Source organism: Streptomyces sp. NPDC049813 (assembly GCF_044465085.1).
GTDB lineage: Bacteria > Actinomycetota > Actinomycetes > Streptomycetales > Streptomycetaceae > Streptomyces.
The window spans coordinates 281,161-298,340 of the sequence record NZ_JBITLI010000003.1; the positions used below are offsets into that span (position 1 = coordinate 281,161).

The window sequence follows — 17,180 nt, forward strand, 5'->3', positions numbered from 1 at the left end:
GCGCTCCCCCCTGCGGCGGATCGTCGTCGTGGGGGCCTCGGCGGCGGGCCTCTCGGCCGCCGAGACGCTGCGCAGGGAGGGGTTCGACGGCACGCTCACCCTCATCGGCGAGGAGCCGCATCCGCCGTACGACCGGCCGCCGTTGTCGAAACAGGTGCTGGCCGGCGCGTGGCCGCCGGAGCGCACGGCTCTGCGCGGCGGCGCGGACCTCGCCGCGCTCGGCCTGGACCTGCGGCTCGGTACGGCCGCGACCGGCCTCGACACGGCCGCACGGACCGTCGCCCTCGCCGACGGCGGCAGCGCCGAGTACGACGGTCTGGTCATCGCCACCGGTGTGCGGCCGAGGCGGCTGCCCGCGTGCGGCACGGACGGCGTGCACGTGCTGCGCGGCCTGGACGACGCGCTCGCCCTGCGCGACCGGTTCGCGGCCGGCCGGCGTCTGGTGGTCGTCGGCGCCGGGTTCCTGGGCTGCGAGGTCGCGTCCTCGGCCCGCGCCCTGGGCCTGGCGGTGACCCTGGTCGAACCCGCCCCGATCCCGCTGGCGCACGCCGTGGGCGAGCTGGTCGGCGCCCATCTCGCGCGGCTCCATCGCGACCGGGGCGTGGATCTGCGCCTCGGCACGAAGGTCACCGGGATCGAGGCGGGGGCCGCCGGGACGCGGGGCGTGCACCTGTCCGACGGCACGGTCGTGGCCGCCGACGACGTGCTGGTGGCCATCGGTGCGCAGCCCAACACGGAGTGGCTCGCCGGCAGCGGCCTGGACACCGCGGACGGGGTGGTGTGCGACCAGTTCAGTGCCGCGGCTTCCGGGGTGTACGCGGCCGGTGACGTGGCCCGCTGGTACCACCCGCTCTTCCGTACCTCCCTGCGCGTCGAGCACCGCACGAACGCCGCCGAGCAGGGCATGGCCGCCGCCCGCAACCTGCTCCGCCCGGAGCGGCCCACGCCGTTCGCGCCGGTCCCGTACTTCTGGTCCGACCAGTACGGGGTCAAGGTGCAGGCGTACGGGCACCTGCGCGGCCACGACGAGGCGCGCGTGGTCGCGGGTGACCCGGCGGACGGCGGCTTCCTCGTCGCCTACCGCACCGCGGGCCTGCTCACCGGCGTGCTGGCGGTCGCCATGCCGCCCCGCGAACTGCGCCGCTGGCGTGCCGCCGTGGCCGCGGGTACGCCGTGGCGGGCGCTCTCCGAGGAGGCGCCGACGGTCGGTGGGTGACCGCGCTGCGCGACAACGCGAGGCTCCGGCCGGCGAGCTGGTGCTGGTGCTGGTGCGGGGCAAGTACGTGGTGGCTGTGGCCGGTTGACCGTGCTGGGGGGATGGTCTGCCGAGGGAGGCCGTGTGCGGGAGCGGGACGGTGATGCGCGGGGCGGTCGGTCGTGGGCGGGCCCGGAGTGCGCGGGGCGGTTCAGAACGCGTACCGGATGTGCAGCCAGGGAGCGTGCCGGAGGAGGAGTTGGCGGAGCCGGGCCAGGGACCGCTGTTTGACGTCGATGGCGTAGCGGACGTTGAGGGCGCCGTTCTGGGAGCGTTTGGTCTCCTGGGCCGCGGGCTGCCACAGCACGTCCTCGGCGCGGGGGTGCCAGCCGAGGTTGACCTCGTGGAGCGGTTCGTTGTGGGTCAGCATGATGATCTCGGCCGCCGCCTGCTCCTTCACGCGCGCGGGCAGGACGTCGTCGAGGTGGATGAGGAGGTCGGCCCAGTCCCGCTGCCAGCCCGGGCGCAGGACGACGGGCGAGAGGTTGAAGTGGACCTCGTACCCGGCGTCGAGGAAGTCGGCGGCCGCGGCGATCCGGTCGGGGACGGGGCTGGTGCGGATGTCCAGCAGCCGGGCGTCCTCGGGCGGCATCACGGAGAAGCGCACCCGGGTCCGGCCCTGCGGGTCGAGGGCGAGCAGGTCCGGGTTGACGAACTTGGTCGCGAAGGACGCCTTGGCCGTCGGCAGGGTGCGGAACGCGGCGATGAGATCCGCGGTGTTGTCGCAGACCAGGGCGTCGACGGAGCAGTCGCCGTTCTCGCCGATGTCGTAGACCCATGCCAGCGGGTCGCACTGGTTCGGCTCCGGCTTGGGGCCCTGGGCGCGTACGTGGCGCCGGACGTGCGCCACGATCGCCTCGATGTTCGTGAAGAGGGTGATGGGGTTGGCGAAGCCCTTGCGGCGGGGGACGTAGCAGTAGGCGCAGGCCATGGCACACCCGTTGGAGGGGCCGGGGGCGATCCAGTCGGCGGACCTGCCGTTGGGGCGGGTCTCCAGGGTGTGCTTGATCCCCAGGACCAGCGTCTCGGTCTTGATGCGGACCCAGCGGCCGATGTTGCCGTCGTTGCCGTGCAGTTCGGGGATGCGCCAGTGGCTGTCGACCTCCGTCACGCGGACGCCGGGCAGCCGCGCCATGATCTGCCGGCCGCGCGGGGTCTCCAGGGCGGCCGGCTCCGCGTACACCTCGCGCACATCGAGCATGCGCCGCGCCTGCGGGCTGTCCCGGAACGTCCCGTGCGGCCGCTCCGCCGTCGCGCCGAGCTCCTGCCAGCCGAACAGGGCCTGCTGCCCGGAGTCCGCAGGGGCGGGCTCGGGCGTCGGCTCGTCCACGTCGTGTGCCTTTCTGTGCGCGGGGCGGGGCGGCGCACCGCGGGGCCGGTCCGTGTCTACCGCCTGATCAAAGCGCACGGCGGCGCCCGCCGCGACCGACCGGCCGCGTGGCCCGGCCGCGATTGCGACGCCGTCGCGGGCGCGCCCCGGATCGTGAGCCACCGCCCGGCCCCGGCCCTGCCACGTCACGTCATCGGTCGGGCCCGGCCGGTCAGGCCCTGCCGCGGGGAACGTCTGTGCGATCATGCTGCGGCGGTGCCCGGCCTGGGGAGGGGCGGGTGCCCGGACGGCATCATCCGCGACGGGGACGGCAGGGAGAGCAGCGTGACTTCGGGTGGGGAGCAGGACGGTTCGGCCGTGTCGGACGAGGAGTGGGAGCGGTTCCTGCGGGAGTCCGAGGAGGGCGTGCCGGACGCCCCCAGGGAGCCGTCGGCGCGGGCCCGGATCGTGACGCGCCGGCTCCGCGAGGAGGCCGGGCCGCCGCAGGGGTGGCGGACGCCGCCGCCCGCCCCGCCGCGCAGGCGGCTGCGGTACGTGGCCGGGCTGCTGGCCGCCGCGGCGCTGGTCTTCGTCGCGCTCGACCCGGGCCGGGTGACCGGCTGGTTCGGCGGCGGCGACCGCGCGGACTCCGCGCCCCTCGCCGCGGAGACGGTCCGGCCCTCCTCCGCGCCGCCCGCCGAAGCGGCCGGCCGCGCCACGCCGGACGAGCCGTTCCGGGGCTCGCCCGCCGCACACTGGGCCGACGGGGAGGCCGGGATCGGCGTGCCCACGGCGCGGGCCACCGGCTGGATGGGGCGGACCGAGGTCGCACGGGCGCTGGAGCGGACCCGGGACTTCCTCGTGGCGTCCAGCCTCGACCCGCGGGTGCTGCGCGGCGCGCGGCCCGACCGGGCCATCGCGTTCCTGAACCCGCTCCAGCCCGGGGAGCGGGAGTTCGTGGACGCCGCGCTCAGTGAGCCGAGCGCGAAGAAGAACCCGCTGGTGCTGTTCAGCCGGTTCGACACCGGCCGGGTGCGGCTGGTCGGGGACGTCGTGAAGACGCGGGGCCGGCTGACGTACCGGGAGGGCGAGCGGGGCGCGCTGGAGGTGACCAGCGACGTGACGTACGTGTACCCCGTGGTGCGCGCGGTGCCCGGCAGCGACGAGGTGGTCCGTGTCATCGTGCGCCGCGAGGTGGTGGTGGACTGGGACGACCCCGCGAAGGTCAGGACGCGGGAGGGCACGTTCTCCGTCGTGCGCAACAGCCTGGACACGACGAACGCCGGGTGCCGGGCCTACACCGGCTATCTCACGCCCGACTTCGACGGCGCCGCACGCCAGGACGGCCCGACCGCCGACCCGTACGACCGCAGCCGCCCGGTCCGCGACACCGCCGGTGCGGGCGAGGACGCGCGGTGCGGGACCGCCACGCGGTCGTGACTCTCCGGGCGCACCGCGCCCGAGTCCCGGCCACCCCGAGTCCCGGCGCACCCTTGTCCCGCCTCACCCGGCCCGCAACGCGTCGACCGCGATCCGGGCCGTCGTGCCGATGACCGCGTCGGCGGCGGGCAGGGTGGCGGCCGTCTGGGCGGTGCGGGTGAAGACAGCCACGGCGTACCGGCCGCCGTCCGGGTACTCGACGACCCCGGCCTCCGCGCGCAGCGTCGGCAGCGATCCGGTCTTGCCCGCGACGTGCACGTCGTCGAACGGGAAGCCGGACGCCAGCCGGTGCGGCCACACCTGAAGCCCCATCAGGCGCCGTATCGCGGCCCCGTGTTCGGGCGTGCAGGCGTCGTCGCGCCAGACCGCGGCGAGCAGCCGGGCGAGGTCGCGCGGTGTGCTGCGGTTGGAGCGGGCCGGGTCCAGGGCGCGCAGCCGGGCGATGACGTGCGGGTCGGCGAGCGCCCGGGCGCCCGCCGGGCCCGCGTCCTCCTTGATGGCGGCCATCGAGGCGCCGAAGGTGTGCACGGCGTACGTCGCGTCGAGGCCGAGGCGGGCCGTCGTGCCGTTGACGGCGTCCAGGCCGACCCGGGCCAGGAGCAGGTCGGCCGCGGCGTTGTCGCTGACCGTCATCATCAGGAAGGCAAGGTCGCGCAGGGAGAGCCGGGCCGCGTCGAGCATCGCGGCGAGCCCGGTGGGCCCCGGGGTGCGGCCGGCCGGCGGGATCTCGACCTGCTCGGTGAGGTCGAGCCGGCCGGCCGCCGCCTGCGCGTGCAGGGCGACCAGCAGCGGCAGCTTGTGCACGCTCGCCGTGCACACCAGGTGGTCGGCGTCGACGCCGATCCCCGCGCCCGAGTCGACGTCGAGGGCGGCCAGCCGCCCGGTGACCCCGGCGTCGGCGAAGGCCGCGCGGATGCGGTCGGGGGTGTCGGTACGGTTCGTCACAGCCAGTACTCCGCTGCCGGGCGCAGGTGCATGGGGCGCGTGGGGGTGTCGGGGAGGGCGCCCGCCGTGGTGCGCAGGGCGTGCGTGGCCGCGTCGGCGAAGGCCCGGACGGCGGCGTCGCCGTGTCCGCGCGGCCATGCGACGGAGTGCCGCCAGGCCAGCGGGGCTCCGGCCAGCGGCCGCCAGACGAGGTCGGCGTCGTCCGCGCCGGGGCCCGCGTCGCGCGGGCCGAGGGCGACGGCGCCGGCCGAGAGGACGAGTCCGCGGACGAAGCTCGCCCCCTGCCCGTGCCGGACGGCGGCCGGGGTGTAGCCGCCGCGGGCGCAGCCGGTCAGCAGGTCGTCGTAGAGCGCGGGGGCGCCGGAGCGCGGGAAGAGGATGAGGTCGTGGCCGGTGAGCGCGGCGAGCGGCACCTCGGGGTGCGCGGCCGCCGGGGCGGTGCGCGGCAGCAGCACGCCGAGTTCGCGCCGCAGGACGGGGCCGAGTTCGAGGCCGGTCACGTCGCAGGGGTGGTGGATGAGCCCGACGTCGAGTTCGTGGGCGGCGAAGCGGGCGAGCTGCTCGCTGGTGGACAGCTCGTGCAGCTCCAACTCAAGTCCTGGGTTCAGCTCCTGAAAGATCGTCAGGACCGCGGCGACGGTCGCCCCGGCGATGTCCGGGGGGAGCGCGGCCCGCAGCAGCCCGCTCTCGCCGTCCCGGATGCGGCGCGCGGCGGCCCGCAGCACCTCGGCGCGGGCGAGCAGCTCGCGCGCCTCGGGGAGCAGCAGCATTCCGGCCTTGGTGATGGTCACCTGGCGGCTGGTGCGGTCGAACAGGCGCACCTGCAGTTCGCGCTCCAGCCGCTGGACGCGCTGCGACAGAGGGGGCTGGGCCATGCCGAGACGGGCGGCGGCACGGCCGAAGTGTGACTCTTCTGCAACAGCCACGAAGCACTCCAGGTGCCGGATCAGGTCCACGATCAGCAATCATATGCGAATTTGATCGATCCTCCATCGATACGGGACTTGGACAGGAGCGGGGCCGGGTTGCTCTGCTCACCCGCATGACGCACCTTTCCTCCACGCATGGTCCGGGGCTCGGCCCGGCCCCCTCGTACCGCCGGCGGCCGCCGCGCCGTACCGGCCGCAAGGCCGCCGTCGCCGTGACCGTGGTGCTCGCGGCCCTGGCGGGTGGCGCGTACGCCGCCGGGATCGGCCCGTTCGGGCAGGACGACGAGCCCCTGGACCCGGCGGCGGCCGCGCAGGCCCGCGCGTTCCTCGCGGACTGGGCGGGCGACCGCTTCGACGGGGCCGCCGCGCGCACCACGAGCCCGGTCACGGCGCGGCAGGTGCTGCGCAGCTTCACCTCGGGGCTCGACATCAGCAGGCCGCGGCTGACGGCGGCGCGGGCGGCGCGGACCGGGGACGGCGCGGTCCGGGTCCCGTTCACCGCCAAGATGCCGGTGTCGGGTCTCGGCACCTGGACCTACACCTCCCAACTCCCCTTGCGCAAGCAGGAGAACGGGGGCTGGAAGGTCGACTGGAAACTGTCGCTCGTCCACCCTCATCTGAGCGAGAGCGCCAAGTTCCGGCTCGAACGGGAGGACACGTCGGCCCCGAAGGTCACCGACCGCGCCGGCACCTCACTGACCGGCGACGCCTACCCGTCCTTGCAGGCGGTACTGGCGCAGTTCGCCGGGGGCGGCGGCGGGCCGCGCGGCGCGATCCGTCTCGTCGACCGGGTGACCGGCGACGTCGAGGGGACGGAGGCCCGCTTCGGCGGCAAGGGGGCGGGGAGCGACAAGCCCGTCACGACCACGCTCGACGCCTCCTGGCAGGCCGCGGCCGAGAAGGCGATGGCCCGGGCCGACGGCAAGAACGCCTCGCTGGTCGCCCTGCGCGTCGACAACGGCGAGGTGCTCGCCATGGCCAACTCCCCCGCCACCGGCTTCAACCGCGCCGTCTCCGGCACCTACGCGCCCGGCTCCACCTGGAAGATCGTCACGAGCAGTGCGCTGCTGCTCAAGGGCGCGGTCACCCAGGACACCGTCGTGGACTGCCCCAAACACCTCGTCGTGGGCAAGGAGTTCCACAACGTGGAGACGTCCGAGTTCCCCGGCGCGACCTTCCGCAAGGACTTCACCGAGTCCTGCAACACGGCCTTCATCAGCCTGCGCGGCAAGCTCGGCGGCTCCGAACTCGGGGACGTGGCACGCACGTACTTCGGGGTCGGCCAGGAGTGGCACGTGGGAGTGCCGTCGTACGACGGGTCGGTGCCGGTGCCGAAGGACGAGACGGAGAAGGCGGCGTCGATGATCGGCCAGGGCCGGGTCCAGGCCAACCCGCTGATCATGGCGTCGGTCACGGCCACGGCCGCGTCCGGCACCTTCCACCAGCCGGTGATCGTGCGCGGCGCCGAGAACACGACGCAAACCAGGCCGCTGCCCGGCTCCGTCGTCACGCAGCTGCGCTCGATGATGCGGGCCACCGTCACCGAGGGGACCGCGCGCGTGCTGGCCGACCTGCCCGGCGAGATAGGGGCGAAGACCGGTACGGCGGAGGTCTCCGAGGGCGAGCCGAACAACGGCTGGCTCGTCGCCCGGCGCGGCAACGTCGCCGTCGCCTGCGTCGTGGAACAGGGCGTCACCGGCGGCGGGTCGGCAGGGCCGGTCCTGCACAGCCTGCTCTCCGCCGTGCCGGGCGACCCGTCGTAGCCGTGCGGGAGCTGCCCGGAGGCCGTACGGGCACGGTGGGGGCGTGTCCGGATCAGGCCCAGAACGCCTGGGCGAGCGCCGCCCCGGTGAACGCCGCGCCGAGGCCCGCGGCGACGCTGCCCACGACGTTGACCGCCGCGAGGAAGCGGGCTCCGGTCCCGGCCAGCCGCAGGGTCTCGTACGAGAACGTGGAGTACGTCGTCAGGGCGCCGCACAGGCCGGTGCCGAGCAGCAGCTGGAGCCGGCCGGAGGCGGCCCCCGCGGCAGCCGCGCCGGTGACCAGGCCGAGGACGAGGGAGCCCGCGACGTTCACCAGGAACGTGCCCCAGGGAAAGACCGTGCCGTGCCGGGACTGCACCAGGCGGTCGGTGGCGTAGCGCAGGGGGGCGCCGACCATGGCGCCCACGATGACCAGCAGCCAGTTCACGCGGGCCTCCGCGGGACGACGCGGTGCGCGAGCCAGGTCCCGGCCCACACGGCCGCGAGCGCGGCGCCCGCGGTCAGGGCGAGGTAGCCGAGCGCGGTGCGGGCCTCTCCGAGGTCGGCCAGGCGCCGGACGTCCACCGCGTAGGTGGAGAACGTGGTGAAGCCGCCGAGGACGCCCGTGCCGAAGAACGGGCGCGCCAGGCGGCGGGCCGCCCAGTACTCGCCGAGCACGACCATGAAGACGCCCATGACGGCGCAGCCGACCACGTTGACCAGCAGGGTCGTCCAGGGGAAGGCGCCGGTCGCCGTCGGCCACAGGAGCGCCGCGCCGTACCGGGCCGAGGCGCCGAGGGCGCCGCCGAGCGCGACGGCGGCGAGCACGGGTGCCTGGCCCTGCCAGAGCGCGGGGCGGGGCTCGGGGGCGGGCTCTCCGGTCGCGCCGGGGGCGGGCTCGGGTTCGTCTCGCCTGCGTGCGCGGGCCTCTTCCACGGGTGCCTCTCCTGTCCGCCGGGCGTCCGCGCCACCGGCGGCGCGGACGCACATCGTCGCAAGGAGGGACCGTCAGCGGCGTGCAGGCGGCGGCCGGGTGCGGCGGGGCGCGCCGCCGCGGACCGGCCACCGGCCGGGCGCGGCCAGTCTACGTGTACCGCGCACGCGTCCCGGGCCCGGGCGCGGCTCAGAGATCCGCGCCGAACCCGCCGCCCACCACCACGTAACTGCACTGCGTGTACGTGTACCCGGGCTGGATGCTGCCGCCCGCCGCGCGGCTGCGGGCGCTGGCCCGGGTGCCGCCCGGCTTGTGCAGGAAGTGGTACGTCCCCGCGGGCAGCCGGAGCGTCTTCTTCGGGTAGCTGCGGCCGCTCGCCTTGCAGGCCTTGCTGCTGCCCACGGCCTCGCTGGCGTACGTCGAGCAGGAGGCGCAGCCCCCGATGGTGACGCGTCCGGTGATGGGCCCGGTGTAGAGGATCTCGACCGGGTCGGGGCCGTCGTTGCTGATCACCATCTGCATCCGGGCGCCGCCGGGGGCCCGCCGTGGCGGCAACTGGACGCCTGCCGCGGGGCGTTGCTCGGCGATCTCGGCGGCGATGGCGACCTGCCGGGCGCGGCTGCCGCGCTTGTCGCCCTTGTACGTGCGCGCGAAGCCCGCCAGCGTGGCGCCGGCCTGCGCGAACTCGTGGTCCGCGAACTGGTCGAGCCCGCAGGCGTAGACGCCGTCGCGCACGGTCCGGTCGATGGTGCCGCGCAGTTGGGCGGGGGCGGGTTCGGGCAGGTCCCTGGCGGTGTCGCCGATGTGACGCACGGCGTCGGTGGCGCGGCACGGGTCGGCGCCGGACAGGTCGTCCGCGCGCGCGGCGACGGCGGCGCGCACGGCCGGGGTCACCTCCGCCGCCTGCTCGGACTTGGGGAACGTGCGCAGGAGTTGACCGAGTTCGCCGCCGTGGCCGTCGCTCTCGGCGGTGCCGAGGCGGCCGGTGCCGCACTTCAGGAGGGAGACCGCGAGGGGGGTGTCGGGCCACGTCGCGAGGGTCCCGAGGACGTCCTCGCCGATCGACTTCGGCACGTCGCGGAGGTAGGCGAGCGGGGCGACGGCGCCGCAGTGGTCGGCCTCGGTGTACGGCGCGGCGACCGCTTTGTAGAACCGGTCCAGGCTGCCGTGGACGCGGTGCGCGGCGCGGGAACCCGGGTGGTCCTCGGTGAGGGACCGGTAGCGAGTCAGGGCCGTGCGGTACTCCGGGCGGGCCTGGGCGAAGTCCTGGTCGGCGGCCCGGGCGACGAGGGCGTCGGCCGCGGCGAGCCGGTCGAGCAGCATCTCCTCGACGGCGTCGTCACGCAGTCCGCCGTACGCGATCGCTCCCCCGGCGGGCACGGCCAGCAGCGCGACCGCGAGGGCGACGACCAGGACGGGCCGGGTCCGTACGAGGGTGGCGCGGGCCCGCAGCCCCCGCCGCGCCGCGTCCGCCGCCGCGACCAGCAGCAGCACCAGATATCCGACCAGGACCCGCCCCGGCACCCCGTCCGGCTTGGCGGGCAGGGCTACGACGAGCAGCGCGCCGGTCGCGACGACGCACAACGCGGCGAGCACCCACCGCCGCAGGAACACGTACCCCAGCCCGAGCCCACACAGATTGAGCAGCCCAGCAGCCAGAGCCCGCCCGGCATCGGCCGGCGCCCGCGCCCCATCCGGCGCCCGCGCCGGCCTGGGCGGAACACCGGACACCCCGCCGGGCCCCGGCGGGGCGGCGCCGAGCGCGCCGCTGGGGATGGGTCGCGGGGCGGCGCCGAGTGCGCCGCTGGGGATGGGTCGCGGGGCGGCGCCGAGTGCGCCGCTGGGGATGGGTCGCGGGGCGGCGCCAGACGCGCCGCCGGGCCCCGGCGGGGGAACGGCGCCCGGCGCCCCGGCCTGTGCCGACGGCGGGACGGCGCCTGGCGCGCTGCCGGGCGCCGATGCGGGAGCGGCACCCGGCGGGCTGCCCGGCATCGGTAGCGGAACAGCAGCCGACTCCCCTGCGGGCCCCGGCGGGGCAACGGCTCCCGGCGCCCCGGCCTGTGTCGGCGGCGGGGCGGCGTCCGGCGCCGATGCGGGAGCCGCACCCGGCGGGCTGCCAGGCATCGGTGGCCGGGCAGCGCCCGGCGCGCCACCGGACATCGCCGGGGCAACGGCGCCCGGCGCCCCGGCTTGTGTCGGCGACGGGGCAGCGCCCGGCGTCGATGCGGGAGCCGCACCCGGCAGGCTGCCCGGCATCGGTGGCGGAACAGCAGCCGACTCCCCTGCGGGCCCCGGCGGGGGAACGGCGCCCGGCGCCACGGCCTGTGCCGACGGCGGGACGGCGCCTGGCGCGCTGCCCGGCGTCGATGCGGGAGCCGCTCCCGGCGGGCCGCCCGGCATCGGTGCGGGAGCCGCACCCGGCGGGCCGCCCGGCATCGGTGCCGACACCCCTGCGGGCCCCGGCGGGGGAACGGCGCCCGGCGCCAAGGCCTGTGTCGGCGGCGGGGCGGCGCCTGGCGCGCTGCCCGGCGTCGATGCGGGAGCCGCTCCCGGCGGGCCGCCCGGCGCCGATGCAGAAGCCGCACCCGGCGGGCCGCCCGGCATCGGTGCCGACACCCCTGCGGGCCCCGGCGGGGGAACGGCGCCCGGCGCCCACGCGGGCATCGGTGGCGGGGCACCCCCTGACGCCCCACCCGGCACCGGCGACCCCTCGCCCGGAGCCCCGGCACGCATCGGCGCAGTGGCGCCACCCGACACCCCACCCGGCTCCGGAGACGGACCCGTGCCCGCCCCCGGCGGCGCGGCCTGGTCCATACCCCCGGCAGGCCCCGTCGGCGCGGCGTCAGCTGATGCCCCGCCCGACACCGGCGGCACCGCGTCCTCCGGACCCCCGCCCGAGCCCGGTCCCGGCCCCGCCCCCGGCGGCACCGGCCCCCCGGCCCCCTCCGCTTGCCCCCCGCGCCCCGCGCGCTCCTCGTCCCCCGGCCGTCCCATCGCGGTCCCCCAACCGTCCGATGTCATCACCCGGTGCACACGATCCGGGGCCGGGACGGGGCTGTCAATCGGGCGCAGGGCGGCAACTGCCTTTACGTTCCGAACACTTGACGGCCTCCTCGCGCCCCCTTTGACTCAAGCCGTGAATTAAGCACCGCCGCGCCGCACCACCATCGCCCCGCAACGGGAACATCGGGAGGAAAGTTGCGCCACACCGCTCACACCCCCGCCCCGGGCCGGAGAAGACGGGCCGCCCTGCTCGCCGTCACCGCCCTCGCCGCCGGACTGCTCCCCCTCACCACCGCCGCGACCGCCTCCGCGGACGACCCAGCCCCCGTCCCCGTCGACCGTTTCGAGGGCGAGGTGCCGTTCGCCTCGCAGCCCGCCGAGGGCCTCTTCACCTGGGGCGGCGACACGGACGACCCGCCGCGGCTGGAGCTGAAGGAGCGCGCGGACGCGCCCGAGGGCGCCCGCGTCCTCGAAGGCTCGTACGACATCAGCGGCTACGGCGGCTTCACGCACGACTACGCCGCCGACCAGCCGGCCCACGACTGGTCGGCGTCGAAGGGCATCCGTTTCTGGTGGTACGGGCAGAACACGGCGCCGCTGCCGCCCGGTTCGGGCAAGAAGATCAGCTTCGAGATCAAGGACGGCGGGGCGCACGGCGAGGCGTCCGAGCTGTGGACCACGTCGTTCACCGACGACTGGGAGGGCTGGCACCAGGTCGAGATCCCGTTCACGCAGTTCGAGTACCGCACCGACTACCAGCCCGTCGGCGGCATCGACCACGTCCTCGGACTCGACAAGATGTGGGGGTACGCCCTCACCCTGCCGACCGGCGCGCCGGGTAAATTCGCCCTGGACGACGTGGAGTTGTACGGCAAGGCCGACCAGGCGCTGCGCGCGCAGGTGTCGACGGACGCCGGGGTGTACCCGGTGAAGGAGGGCGGCACGGCCGAGGTCAGGCTCTCGGTGACGACGACCGGGAACGTGCCGGTCGAGGACGACGTCACCGTCACCTACGCGACCGGCACCGGCACCGCCGAACCCGGCACGGACTACACCCCGGTCAGCGGCACGGTCACCTTCCCCGCGGGCACCGCGTCCGGCGCCTCGAAGACGGTCAAGATCCGCACGGCGAAGGACCGGACCCGGGCCGAGAGCGCCGAGACCGTCCCGCTCACGCTGACGGTCACCGGCGCCAAGCCCCCCGCCGAGAACCCGCAGGCCGTCATCGACGCCCACGGCCTGCCGTACCTCGACGCCAAACTCCCGGTGAAGAAGCGCGTCGCGGACCTCGTCTCCCGGATGTCGCTCGACGAGAAGATCGGCCAGATGACGCAGGCCGAGCGCAACGCCCTCAAGTCCCCCGCGGACATCGCCGGTCACGCCCTGGGCTCCCTGCTCTCCGGCGGCGGCTCGGTCCCCACCCCGAACACGCCCGAGGCCTGGGCGAAGATGATCGACGGCTACCAACTGCGCGCCCAGGCGACCCGGTTCCAGATCCCGCTGATCTACGGTGTGGACGCGGTGCACGGCCACAACAACGTCGTCGGCGCCACGATCATGCCGCACAACATCGGCATCGGCGCCACCCGCGACCCGCAACTCGCCGAGAAGACAGGCGCGGTGACCGCCTCCGAGGTGCGCGCTACCGGCGTGCCGTGGGACTTCGCGCCGTGCCTGTGCGTGACCCGTGACGAACGCTGGGGCCGCTCCTACGAGTCGTTCGGCGAGGACCCGGCGCTGGTGAAGTCCATGGAGACGATGGTCCAGGGCTTCCAGGGCCGTGCCGACGGCAGCGACCTCGACCGGGACGACAAGGTGCTGGCCACCGCCAAGCACTTCGTCGGTGACGGCGGCACCGCCTACGGCTCCTCCACCACGGGCTCGTACACCATCGACCAGGGCGTCACGAAGGTGACGCGGCAGGAACTGGAGGCGGTGCACCTCGCCCCGTTCGGCGAGGCCGTCAAGCGCGGCGTCGGCTCGGTCATGCCCTCGTACTCCTCGCTCGACATCATCGGCGACGACGAGGGCCCGGTGAAGATGCACGCGAACGCGGCGATGATCAACGGGGAGTTGAAGGTAAAGCTCGGCTTCGACGGCTTCGTCATCAGCGACTACGCGGGCATCGACCAGATCCCCGGCGACTACGCCTCCGACGTCCGTACGTCCATCAACGCGGGCCTCGACATGATCATGGTGCCGACGGCCTACGCGGACTTCGAGTCGGCGCTGCGCGGCGAGGTCACGGCGGGCCGGGTGAGCAGGGCCCGCGTGGACGACGCCGTCTCCCGCATCCTCACCCAGAAGTTCAGGCTGGGCCTCTTCGAGAAGCCGTACGCGGACACCTCGCACCTCGCGGAGATCGGCGGCACCGCACACCGCGCCGTGGCCCGGCAGGCCGCCGCCGAGTCGCAGGTGCTGCTGAAGAACGCCGGGGGCGTGCTGCCCCTGAAGAAGTCCCAGAAGGTGTACGTCGCCGGGTCGAACGCCGACGACCTGGGCAACCAGACCGGCGGCTGGACCATCTCCTGGCAGGGGCAGTCGGGGCGGAACACCGACGGCACGACGATCCTCCAGGCGATGCGCAAGGCCTCCCCGGGCGCCGCGATCGACTACTCCAAGGACGCCTCGGCGCCGACGGCCGGGTACGACGTAGGGGTGGTCGTCGTCGGCGAGACCCCGTACGCGGAAGGCGTCGGCGACGTCGGTAACGGCAACGACCTGGCGCTGACCGCCGCCGACCAGGCAGCGGTGGACCGGGTCTGCGGCGCCATGAAGTGCGTCGTGCTCGTGGTCTCCGGCCGTCCCCAGCTGATCGGGGACCGGCTCGGGCAGATCGACGGGCTCGTCGCCTCCTGGCTGCCCGGCACCGAGGGCGACGGCGTCGCCGACGTCCTCTACGGCAAGAAGGCGTTCACCGGCCGGCTGCCGGTCACCTGGCCGAAGTCGGAGGCCCAACTCCCGATCAACGTGGGCGACGTGGCCTACGACCCGCAGTTCCCGTACGGGTACGGCCTCACGACGTCCGTCAAGGCGCCGACCGGTGGGGAGCCGGCCCTGCGCTCGCTCGGCGCCGCGGCCCGGCACGTGCACGACGCGAGCGCCGGGCGCGCCCTCGTCGACCAGGCGCGGCTGATCGTCCAGCGCAAGGCGGGCGACAAGGTGGCGGCGGGCTGGGCGAAGCCGTTCGCCGAGGCGGAACACCTCTCCCTGACGGGCGACTACGCCGGAGCGCTGGCCAAGCTCCTGACCGCCTACCTGAAGGCCTGACCGCCTAGGTGGCCACGACCGCAGGGGAGAGGGTCCCGGCTCCGGCCGGGCCCTCTCCCCTGCGGCGGCGCGGCGCACCCCGGGCCGCCCGTCGACGGCCTACGCTCGCGGCGTGGCCCACGTCCGTATCGTCCGAGAGTCCCCGCTGCCCGCCGCCGAGGCCTGGCGGCGCCTGACCGACTGGGAGCGGCACGGCGACGTCGTGCCGCTCACCCATGTCACCGTCACCACGCCGCCGCCGACGGCCGCGGGCACGGTGTTCGTGGCGCGCACCCGGATCGGCTGCCGGCTCGGCTTCGACGATCCGATGGAGGTCGTCGCGTGGCAGCCGCCGCGCCACTGCCGGCTGGTCAAGCGGGGCCGGTTCGTGACCGGCTGGGCCGAGTTCGACGTACGGGCGCTCGGCCCCGGGCGGACCCGGGTGGAGTGGCGCGAGGAGATCCGGGTGCGCGGGGTGCCGGCCTCCCTGGACCCGGTGCTCGCGGCGGCCGGGCGGCTGATGTTCAGCCGCGCGATGAAAGGCTTGTTGCGGGACGGGAGTTGAGGAGACCGGCGGCGGCTCGGCGGCCGCGGGTCACAGCAGCGGCGGGGTGGCGTAGCGCGCCAGTTCCAGCGCCTGCTGCGGGAACCACGCTCCCGCCTTCGGGTCGACGGTGCCGCGCTCGGGGTCCTCGGGGCCCGCGGTCCCGCGCAGGCACAGCCCGTCGGACTCCCCCGGCGTCTTGATCCACAGGCGCGCGTCCTGCAGCGGGTCGCCGGTGCGCAGCGTGGGGCGGGCGCCGAGGCCGCGCCCGGGCGGGTTGCACCAGTCCTGCGGGTCGGTGTACTTGCCCGCGGGCGGGGCCCAGGGGCCGCGTCCGTTGCGGCTGGAGTCGGTCACGAAGTGGGCCATCCGGGAAGCCGGCACCTTCACGTGCGCGTCGATCCAGGCCTGGGCCTCGGCGCGCGGCGCGGTCCGCTGCGGGCAGTCGGCGGCGGCCCCGCCCCCTTGCACGTAGGCGATGCAGGACGCAATCAGCTTGCCGTACCAGGAGTTGGCGTCGTCGGTCTGGTAGTTCGAGGCGTTGGTGTAGAAGCCGGAGGCGCGGGTGACTCCGCCCTTGATGAGTCGCGGCACGATGGAGTCGACGGTGTGCCAGGCGGGGTGGCCGGTGTCGAGGTAGACCCGGGTGCCGCGCAGCGGCTCCAGGGTGTCGACGGCGTAGTTCACCTCGGCGTACCGGGCGGCGGTCCTGGTGCCCTCCGCGTCGTCCTGTCCGCAGTCCGCGGGCAGCAGGGCGAGCGCGTCGGGCTCCAGGACGACCATCGCGTCCCGGGCGCCGATGCCGCGGGCGACGGCGTCGATCCAGGCCTGGTACTCGGCGGTGTTCGCGGCGCCGCCCGCCGAGTAGTTGGCGCAGTCGCGGCCGGGGATGTTGTAGAGGGCGAGGACGGGCACGGCGTGGGCCCGGGCGGCGTCCTGCACGACGTCCCGGGCGAGCGTCTCGACCTGGGCGGGGCTCTGGTCGCCGAACCAGACGGCCTGCGGGGTGGCGATCATGGCGCCGACGCGGGCGGCGTCCCGGTACTGCCCGTCCCGGACGAGGCCGAGGATCTGGCGCAGGGCGTCGGGGTTGGGCTCGGGCGTGTAGAGCCGGGCGGCCGCCGCACCCCGCCCGCCGGGCCCGTCCGCCGCGGCGGCGCCGGGGGCGCCCACCGCCAGCGCGGAGACGCCCAGGGCCAGGGCGGCCAGGGCGGTCGCCGCGCGGCGCGGGCGGCGGGCACGGGAATGTCTGAGGGGACCTCGCACGGGTTCACTCCTGGGGTCGCAAGACGGGTTGGGAGCGCTCCCAAGCGAGGGTCGGGGTTCGGGGTGCGGGGCGTCAAGGGTTTGGCGGATCCTTTGGGCCTTGTGGCTGCCGCCTGGTGGGGTGGGTCGCGTCGGCGGGGCGCTGTGGCGTGTGCGGCCGCGACGGGGTCGTGGCTGGTCTCGCGGTTCTCCGCGTCGGCGATTGGCGGCCCCGGCTCAGGTGGGGGCCGGTCGCGCAGTGCCCCGCGCCCCTGAAAGGCGCACTGCGTGCGCCCCCACTTCCGGCCGCAGCCCGGAGGGGCTTCTCGCGCCGTTCCCCGCGCCCCTAAAAGGCGCACTCCGTGCGCCCCCGCTTTCGGCCGCGGCCCGGTGGGGCTCCTCGCGCCGTTCCCCGCGCCCCTAAAAGGCGCACTACGTGCGCCCCCGCTTTCGGCCGCGGCCCGGAGGGGCTTCTCGCGCCGTTCCCCGCGCCCCTGGAGGCTTGCGGCTTCGCCGCTGCCTCAGGGGCCGATGAGATGGCGCACGCAGTGCGCATCTCAGGGGCGCGGGGAACTGCGCGAGAAG

At 75.5% G+C, this 17,180-nt stretch carries 12 protein-coding genes; 5 read left to right on the top strand and 7 right to left on the bottom strand.

Going from position 1 to position 17,180, the window contains the following annotated elements:
* Window positions 1-10 precede the first annotated feature (10 nt).
* Window positions 11-1,216, top strand: coding sequence for an NAD(P)/FAD-dependent oxidoreductase (locus ACIBW6_RS08770; protein ID WP_399058792.1), 1,206 nt, complete (start codon window positions 11-13; stop codon window positions 1,214-1,216).
* A 190-nt stretch (window positions 1,217-1,406) separates the two neighbouring features.
* Here the strand turns inward: ACIBW6_RS08770 and ACIBW6_RS08775 are convergent, their stop codons facing one another.
* On the bottom strand, window positions 1,407-2,585 hold the full coding sequence (locus tag ACIBW6_RS08775) for a spore photoproduct lyase family protein (RefSeq protein WP_399058190.1): 1,179 nt from the start codon (window positions 2,583-2,585) through the stop codon (window positions 1,407-1,409).
* Window positions 2,586-2,909: 324 nt separating this feature from the next.
* Between ACIBW6_RS08775 and ACIBW6_RS08780 the strand changes: the two genes are divergently transcribed.
* Window positions 2,910-4,004, top strand: coding sequence for a hypothetical protein (locus tag ACIBW6_RS08780; RefSeq protein ID WP_399058192.1), 1,095 nt, complete (start codon window positions 2,910-2,912; stop codon window positions 4,002-4,004).
* A gap of 63 nt (window positions 4,005-4,067) precedes the next feature.
* On the opposite strand, the gene ACIBW6_RS08785 is transcribed toward ACIBW6_RS08780, so the two are convergent.
* A complete protein-coding gene (locus ACIBW6_RS08785; protein ID WP_399058194.1) occupies window positions 4,068-4,949 on the bottom strand; it encodes a serine hydrolase in 882 nt (293 codons plus the stop codon).
* Window positions 4,946-5,905, bottom strand: coding sequence for a LysR family transcriptional regulator (locus ACIBW6_RS08790; RefSeq protein WP_399058196.1), 960 nt, complete (start codon window positions 5,903-5,905; stop codon window positions 4,946-4,948). The genes ACIBW6_RS08785 and ACIBW6_RS08790 overlap by 4 nt, the downstream gene beginning before the upstream one ends.
* Before the next feature lie 86 nt (window positions 5,906-5,991).
* On the opposite strand from ACIBW6_RS08790, the gene ACIBW6_RS08795 reads away from it, so the two are divergent.
* On the top strand, window positions 5,992-7,641 hold the full coding sequence (locus ACIBW6_RS08795) for a penicillin-binding transpeptidase domain-containing protein (protein WP_399058198.1): 1,650 nt from the start codon (window positions 5,992-5,994) through the stop codon (window positions 7,639-7,641).
* A 52-nt stretch (window positions 7,642-7,693) separates the two neighbouring features.
* On the opposite strand, the gene crcB (ACIBW6_RS08800) is transcribed toward ACIBW6_RS08795, so the two are convergent.
* The 3 genes from crcB (ACIBW6_RS08800) to ACIBW6_RS08810 all read right to left on the bottom strand — a co-directional run bounded on the left by crcB (ACIBW6_RS08800) (window position 7,694) and on the right by ACIBW6_RS08810 (window position 10,168).
* Window positions 7,694-8,068, bottom strand: coding sequence for a fluoride efflux transporter CrcB (crcB, locus tag ACIBW6_RS08800; RefSeq protein WP_399058200.1), 375 nt, complete (start codon window positions 8,066-8,068; stop codon window positions 7,694-7,696).
* Complete coding sequence (gene crcB, locus ACIBW6_RS08805) at window positions 8,065-8,556, bottom strand: fluoride efflux transporter CrcB (RefSeq protein ID WP_399058202.1); 492 nt, start codon at window positions 8,554-8,556, stop codon at window positions 8,065-8,067. Before crcB (ACIBW6_RS08805) ends, crcB (ACIBW6_RS08800) begins: the two co-directional genes overlap by 4 nt.
* A 187-nt stretch (window positions 8,557-8,743) precedes the next feature.
* Entirely contained in the window at window positions 8,744-10,168 is a 1,425-nt protein-coding gene (locus ACIBW6_RS08810) for a hypothetical protein (protein ID WP_399058204.1), read from the bottom strand.
* Window positions 10,169-11,752: 1,584 nt separating this feature from the next.
* Between ACIBW6_RS08810 and ACIBW6_RS08815 the strand changes: the two genes are divergently transcribed.
* Entirely contained in the window at window positions 11,753-14,827 is a 3,075-nt protein-coding gene (locus tag ACIBW6_RS08815) for a glycoside hydrolase family 3 protein (RefSeq protein WP_399058206.1), read from the top strand.
* A gap of 112 nt (window positions 14,828-14,939) precedes the next feature.
* Complete coding sequence (locus ACIBW6_RS08820; protein ID WP_399058208.1) at window positions 14,940-15,371, top strand: SRPBCC family protein; 432 nt, start codon at window positions 14,940-14,942, stop codon at window positions 15,369-15,371.
* A gap of 30 nt (window positions 15,372-15,401) precedes the next feature.
* Here ACIBW6_RS08820 and ACIBW6_RS08825 read toward each other — a convergent pair whose 3' ends face one another.
* Window positions 15,402-16,616, bottom strand: coding sequence for a glycoside hydrolase family 6 protein (locus ACIBW6_RS08825; protein ID WP_399058210.1), 1,215 nt, complete (start codon window positions 16,614-16,616; stop codon window positions 15,402-15,404).
* Between the last annotated feature and the right edge of the window lie 564 nt (window positions 16,617-17,180).